This is a genomic window from Falsiphaeobacter marinintestinus, assembly GCF_007923355.1.
Taxonomy (GTDB): Bacteria; Pseudomonadota; Alphaproteobacteria; order Rhodobacterales; family Rhodobacteraceae; genus Phaeobacter_A; species Phaeobacter_A marinintestinus.
The window spans coordinates 298630-305259 of sequence record NZ_VOGO01000007.1 but is presented as its reverse complement, the minus strand read 5'-3'; the positions used below and the strand labels follow the sequence as shown (position 1 = coordinate 305259).

The following is a 6630-nucleotide window of genomic DNA, read 5'->3' as shown; positions in this document are numbered from 1 at the left end:
GCGCCTCAGCGCCGCCGGTGAAGTGGGTTCTAAGGTTTAACCCAAATACCCGCAAGCGCTTTTTACAAGAAACGACAAGAAAACTTCACGAACCTCTGAAAGGGTATATTTTTAAGGCGTTTCGACTGCTGATTCATTTGCCTTCGACCCGATTTTGGCGGTCTGTCGACGTTGAAACGCCTGACTCACCCCTCGGAATCACCGGAATCACCCCTGTAATCGCACCATCCCCGACCCGAATCCGGATCAGAATCGTCGTTTGCCCCCCCGTTTTTGGCTGGATCGAGTCGGGGGCCATCACGATCTCCGCCAATCGAGGGCCATCTTACTATATACACCTACTGGTGCTCGCACCTGCCGCCCTTTGATATGGGGTAGCCCCCCTGCCCTGCCCGACACTGATAACGGGTGACGCTAGCCCTTGGCACGCGCATCGGGCATAACGCGGCCAGTTTGAATCACCAAGGACAGGCCCCATGCATGATATCCGCTGGATCCGTGACAACCCCGATGCGTTCGACGCAGCCCTTGCCCGCCGAGGCGATGCTCCGATGTCGTCTGACCTGTTATCGGTAGATGAGGCGCGCCGGGCCAAGATCCTGGAAGCCGAAACCGCACAGGCAGACCAGAATAAGGCGGCCAAGGCGATTGGCGCAGCCAAGGCACAAGGCGACACTGACGCATTCGACCGTTTGCGTGCTGAAGTGGCCGACAAAAAGGCACAGGTTGCGCTGATGCAGACCGAAGCCAAGGACCTTGATGCAAAGCTGACCGACATGCTGGCGCGCATCCCCAACCTTCCGGCGGACGATGTTCCGGACGGCGCGGATGAAGAGGACAATGTCGAAGTGACCCGCTGGGGGACACCCGCGACGCTCGACTTCGATGCCAAAGAGCATTTCGACATCCCCGGCGTTATCCCCGGCATGGATTTCCAGACGGCTGCCAAGATCTCGGGATCGCGCTTTGTCATCCTACGCGGGGCGGTGGCCCGTATTCACCGCGCTCTGGCCCAGTTCATGATCGACACCCATGTCGACGAAAACGGGCTGACCGAAACACAGACCCCGGTTCTGGTGCGCGATGAAGCGATGTATGGCACCGACAAACTGCCCAAGTTCGGCGAAGACAGCTATCAGACCACAAATGGCTGGTGGCTGGTCCCCACGTCAGAAGTTCCGCTGACGTATTCGGTTGCCGGAGACGTTCTTGAACCCACTGCCCTGCCGATCCGGATGACCGCACACACGCTGTGTTTCCGGTCCGAAGCAGGCAGCGCTGGCAAAGACACGTCCGGCATGTTGCGCCAGCACCAGTTCGAAAAGGTCGAAATGGTATCGGTCACGCACCCCGACGACAGCGACAATGAACAAAAGCGGATGCTGCGCTGCGCCGAAGATCTGCTTGAACGTCTTGGCATTCCCTATCGCACGGTTGTCCTGTGCACCGGTGATATGGGCTTCGGCGCACGCCGGACCTTTGACATCGAAGCCTGGCTGCCGGGGCAGAACGCCTATCGCGAAATTTCCAGCGTATCGACGACCGGCGACTTTCAGGCGCGTCGCATGAATGCCCGCTTCCGTCCCGAAGGCGGCGGCAAGCCGGAATTCGTGCACACCCTGAATGGATCGGGCCTTGCCGTTGGTCGGTGTTTGATCGCGGTCCTTGAGAACGGGCAAAACGCCGACGGGTCGGTGACCCTGCCCGAGGTTCTGGCGCCTTACCTGGGCGGGAAGACAACGCTTGGCGCAGACGGCACATTGATCTGAACACAAAAGCGCCCCGCAGGTCGGGGCGCTTTTCTTTTGGACCTGCTTCGGGTCACGGCCAAACGAGACGGCTGACGACCTATAACGGGGCCGACCTGCTGCGCTCAAGGTACGCGACAGGCGGGCGTCCAGTCACTTCTTCTTGGACTTTTTGCCCGAGCCGGACTTTTTGTCAGCCTTCTTGCCAGCCTTCTTGTCCTTTTTCTTGGACAGTTTGGCCTTTTCCTTTTCCAGGACTTTCTCGGCCTTCTTCTTCGCAGTCTTCTTCGCCGAGGTGAACTTTTCGCTCAACTCTTTGGCCTTCTTCTTGGCCTTGGCGGCCTTTTCCTTGACCTTGGCCTTTTTGATCGCCTTTGCCGCAGCCGCCTTCAACGCTTCTTCCGCTTCGGCGGCCTGTTCAGCTGCCCGTGTCAAAACATCGTTCACCTCTTCGGCAACCGGTTTCGGTTTGGCGGGCGCTTTGGGCTTGGGTTTCGCTGCAGCTTTGGGCTTTGGTCTGGCCTGCGCTTTGGGCTGTGCTTTGGGCTTTGGTCTGGCCTGCGCTTTGGGTTTGGGCTGTGCTTTGGGTTTAGGTGCCGCAGGCGCAGCCATTTTCTTGGCTGCTGCAATCAACCGGGGCGCGGTTGCCGCCCCAACGCCCGAAACGGCCAACAATTCGGCGGGGCTTGCGGCGGCAATGCTTTCGGCGCTGGTAAACCCATTGGCCTCAAGCGCCTTTGCCATGGCAGGCCCGATCCCGTGAATGTCGGTCAGTTCGGTCATTGTATCCTCGTTTTCCATAATCCTTTGGCCATTTCAGGCCTCGCTGGGTAAACGTATATACAAAAAAAACACGAAATTCCAACCCCGCCCAAACCGTCAGGCGTCAGGCGGTCATCTCTGCCCCGTGATCCCGGCCCGAAGGGCGCGATTTCGGAAACGGAACAAGGCGCTTTTGCTCTTCATCCCAAAGCTTGAGCTTAAGCGCGGCCACCGCCTCAGGAAACTTTATGCGGCGCAGCGCATATTCCTCGGGCATATTGTAATGACAGGCGCGCAGCCGATAGCTGGGGATGCGGGCGTTAAAGTGGTGGATGTCGTGCAGAGTGATGCAGGCCACAGCCAGATCGAACCAATGCCCGAAGTCCAGACAGGATGACCCCTGAAGCGCCGCAATCTGCGGATCCAGGTCCGGGCGACGATCCCAATAGGTGTCTTCAAAGTTATGCTGAAGATAAACAAGGAACACACCCAGCATCCCCCCCAGTAAACTGAACCCAAAGAACACGGCCAGTCCGGTCCAGCCGGCCAGCATATACAGCACGCCCATGAACAGCACGATCGTCAGGTTGTGCAAAATCACGCCCCTTGCCCCGAACCGCGTTGTGTTCTTGGGCCAGCGATAGCGGATGAAATAGGTGAACAGGGCCCCCAGCGGAATCAGCACGAACGGGTTGCGATACAGGCGATAGAACAGGCGCTGGCCAAACCCGGCCTCATTCCATTCCCGCAGGGTCATGGTGTGAATCTCGCCGGTTTCGCGGTGCTCAAGGTTGCCGATGCCGGAATGATGCATGTTGTGATTCTGCTTCATCACTTCGAACGGCGCATAGGTGAATGGCGACAGCACATGGCCGGCCAGTTCATTCTGCCGGCGGGTTTCAAACAGGGAATGATGCCCGCAATCATGTTGCAAGACGTACAGGCGCACAGCGCTGACCGCAAAGATGAACCCTGCCGGGATCATGATATACCACTGATCGACATATGCGATCGCAAGATACAATGTCGTGAAGTACACAGCAAACGTTCCGAAAAAGCTTAAAGAAGCTAGCCGGTTGTCTTGCTTGGCGTATTGCCGCGTATAAGCTCTGAGATCCATTGCCACTTCCCCGTCAGGTCAGTCTCGGACGTCTTTCTTCCAGATAGAACTTAGCCAGAAATCGTTCAACCCCGCACGCAGAAAATGCAGGCCGCTGTTACAATTGCGCAAAATGAGCAATTGTCAGCCGTGCGGACCGGCCTTGCCCTTCAGGTGTTTGCGCAATCGAGATGGCGAGGCCTTTTTCTTCGACTTATAGGGGTTCTTGTCGCCCTGCCCGCGCAACGTCAGACGGATCGGCGATCCGGGCATGTCGAAATCTTCGCGCAGCCCGTTCACCAGATACCGGCTATAGCTTTCAGGCATCTTGTCCGGGTGCGAACACATCACCACAAAGCCCGGTGGCCGTGTCTTCACTTGTGTCATGTACCGCAGCTTGATCCGCTTGCCCTGTGGCGCGGGGGGCGGATGCTGTTCCAGCATGCCCATCAGCCAGCGGTTCAGCTGAGCCGTGGTCACCCGGCGGTTCCAGACGTCATAGGCGCGCAGGATTGCATCGTGCAAGCGATCAAGGCCCCGACCCGTCTTGGCCGACACAGTCACCAATGGCGCGCCCCGCAACTGCGGCAACAGCCGTTCGAACGATTCCTTCAGGTCTCGCAATTTCTGCTGCTTCTCGGGCTCGACATCCCACTTGTTGACCGCCACCACGACCGCACGACCCTCACGCTCGGCCAGATCGGCAATCCGCAGATCCTGCTGCTCAAACGGGATTTCGGCATCCAGCAAAACCACAACAACCTCGGCGAACTTTACAGCCCGCAGCCCGTCGCTGACCGACAGCTTTTCAAGCTTTTCTTGAACTTTCGCCTTCTTGCGCATCCCGGCGGTGTCGAAGATCCGCATCGGGGTGCCTTCCCAGTCTATTTGCAGGCTGATGGCATCGCGCGTGATTCCTGCTTCGGGACCGGTCAACAGGCGGTCTTCGCCAAGGATCTTGTTGATCAGGGTCGACTTGCCCGCATTGGGGCGGCCAACGACTGCCACTTGCAGTGGTTTTTCCCGGGTTGGCACTGGCGTGTCGGGCAATTCGCCGTCTTCGTCGTCCTCGTCAATATCAACATCCGTTTCAGGCGTGTCCTGATCCGCCTGTTCGGCCATTTCATCGGCAATCGGCATCAGCTGCGAATACAGGTCGTTCAGACCTTCGCCATGCTCAGCACTCAGGCGGATCGGTTCGCCCAAGCCCAGCGAAAACGCCTCGATCACCCCGGCATCAGCAGCCGAGCCTTCGGCCTTGTTTGCCGCCAACAGAACATGGGCCGAGCGTTTGCGCAGAATGTCGGCAAACATCTCGTCTGTCGGCGTCACCCCGGTACGGGCATCGATCATGAACAGGCAGATATCTGCCATATCGACCGCGCGTTCTGTCAAACGACGCATCCGACCCTGCAGGCTGTCATCCGTCACGTCTTCCAGACCTGCGGTATCGATCACGGTGAACCGCAGATCGCCCAGACGCGCATCGCCTTCGCGCAAGTCGCGCGTCACGCCCGGCTGGTCATCGACCAAAGCCAGTCGTTTGCCAACAAGGCGATTGAACAATGTGGACTTGCCCACATTCGGGCGACCCACGATAGCAAGGGTGAAGGACATGAACTCAGGCTTTCAGACGTCAGGGAAAGCGCCCTATACCCTATCGTGCTGTCAACGGAAAGCGTGCAGTTGTCCCTTGGATCCGACGACATACAGCGTCTGGCCAGCCACAACCGGCGGGGACGACGCGCCATTGGGGATCTCGGTGGTGCTGATCAGCGTGCCATCCTCAGGTTTGAAGAACCTCAGATAGCCGTCATTTGATGCCACAACGATACGTCCACCTGCCAGAATCGGCCCATAATGCACATAGATCGGACCGCGTTTCTTGGATCTGTCATCCAGCAAGCCCGGCAGGTCGACGGCCCATATCGGGGTGCCATCACTGGATGATGCGCGGATCAACTGATTGCGGTCGCTGACCAGAAAGATACTGTCACCCGCAGGCCAGACCGGGCCCAGGGCCCCTTCTTTCAAAGTCCAGATCCGCTCGCCACTGATGGTATCGAACGCGACGGTGCGGCCCGAATGATTGCCCGCAAACAAGCGATTGCCGCTGATGACCGGGCTGCCCGTGACATCCCCGATCAAGGCCGCCGCGCGACCTGTTCTCTGGCCGGCGACCGATGCCGTCCAACGGCGCAAGCCACCCTTGCGGAACGTCGCGGTCAAATCGCCCGACCCGAAGGCAAAGATCGCAAGATCAGATGTCAAAGCAGGTGCAGGCGCGCCCAAAACGTTTCCGACGCTCGGCGTGCCGGTGATCTGCCAGGCAATCCGGCCATCGTCTGTATGGATTGTCCACCCGGTGTCATCTCCGGCGACAAGATACAGCAAACCATCACGCACCACAGGTTGGCCCGATCCGGTTGCGTCCAGTTCCTGTTGCCAGCGGATCTGACCATTGGCGGCATCCAACGCTGTCAGCAGGCCAAACCCGGACGACACGTAAAGAACCCCGTTGTGATACGCCAATCCGCCACCGGTCGCGTCTTCCTGCTTGTCCGAAGTCGGGGTCAGATCGACACTCCATGACACGGCGCCTGCCGGGGTTACGCCCGACACTTGCGCTGCCGAATCCAGCGTATAGATCAGCCCGCCGCCAACAACCGGAGAGGCCGTAATGCGCTGACGACGCGAGTCGCCCTGCCCGATCTGCGTCGACCAGATGCGCTGAACAGAGCTGCCAAGCGCCGCGTGCGACACCCGATAGGTCTGAGTGCCAAACGATTGCGGCCAGTCTTTGTTCGCGGTCTGACCGCCCAGGCTGATAGACCGGCTGGTGTTTTCGACAACAGCGCTATCCTTGCTCTGTTCGGCAGGGCGGATGTCTTCGCGCACGCCGGGCAAGATGTTTTCAGGCTCGTCGCATGCCATCAAAAGCAACAGAACGCCGCCAAGGCACGCCGACCCGATACGGGAAAAGGAAAACGCTGCATTCATCTGTAAGTGCCTGTCCTTGTT

General features: G+C 58.8%; 5 protein-coding genes. 1 reads left to right on the top strand and 4 read right to left on the bottom strand.

From position 1 onward, the window contains the following. Positions 1-476 precede the first annotated feature (476 nt). Complete coding sequence (serS, locus tag FOY56_RS16585; protein WP_146346982.1) at positions 477-1769, top strand: serine--tRNA ligase; 1293 nt, start codon at positions 477-479, stop codon at positions 1767-1769. Between the two features lie 132 nt (positions 1770-1901). Here the strand turns inward: serS and FOY56_RS16580 are convergent, their stop codons facing one another. The 4 genes from FOY56_RS16580 to FOY56_RS16565 all read right to left on the bottom strand — a co-directional run bounded on the left by FOY56_RS16580 (position 1902) and on the right by FOY56_RS16565 (position 6609). Then, positions 1902-2531 (bottom strand): helix-hairpin-helix domain-containing protein, encoded by a 630-nt coding sequence (locus tag FOY56_RS16580; protein WP_186766363.1) that lies wholly within the window; start codon positions 2529-2531, stop codon positions 1902-1904. A gap of 103 nt (positions 2532-2634) precedes the next feature. After that, entirely contained in the window at positions 2635-3630 is a 996-nt protein-coding gene (locus FOY56_RS16575) for a fatty acid desaturase (protein WP_146346980.1), read from the bottom strand. A gap of 123 nt (positions 3631-3753) precedes the next feature. Continuing rightward, a complete protein-coding gene (gene der, locus FOY56_RS16570) occupies positions 3754-5226 on the bottom strand; it encodes a ribosome biogenesis GTPase Der (RefSeq protein ID WP_146346979.1) in 1473 nt (490 codons plus the stop codon). Between the two features lie 51 nt (positions 5227-5277). Continuing rightward, positions 5278-6609: a PQQ-like beta-propeller repeat protein gene (locus FOY56_RS16565; protein ID WP_146346978.1), complete on the bottom strand. Its 1332-nt coding sequence runs from the start codon at positions 6607-6609 to the stop codon at positions 5278-5280. Positions 6610-6630 lie beyond the last annotated feature (21 nt).

What these genes read in the sequence shown, in the direction of transcription:
- FOY56_RS16575 (WP_146346980.1), bottom strand. Translation starts at nt 3,630, where the DNA reads ATGGATCTCAGAGCTTATACGCGGCAATACGCCAAGCAAGACAACCGG.
- FOY56_RS16565 (WP_146346978.1), bottom strand. Translation starts at nt 6,609, where the DNA reads ATGAATGCAGCGTTTTCCTTTTCCCGTATCGGGTCGGCGTGCCTTGGC.
- serS (WP_146346982.1), top strand. Translation starts at nt 477, where the DNA reads ATGCATGATATCCGCTGGATCCGTGACAACCCCGATGCGTTCGACGCA.
- FOY56_RS16580 (WP_186766363.1), bottom strand. Translation starts at nt 2,531, where the DNA reads ATGACCGAACTGACCGACATTCACGGGATCGGGCCTGCCATGGCAAAG.
- der (WP_146346979.1), bottom strand. Translation starts at nt 5,226, where the DNA reads ATGTCCTTCACCCTTGCTATCGTGGGTCGCCCGAATGTGGGCAAGTCC.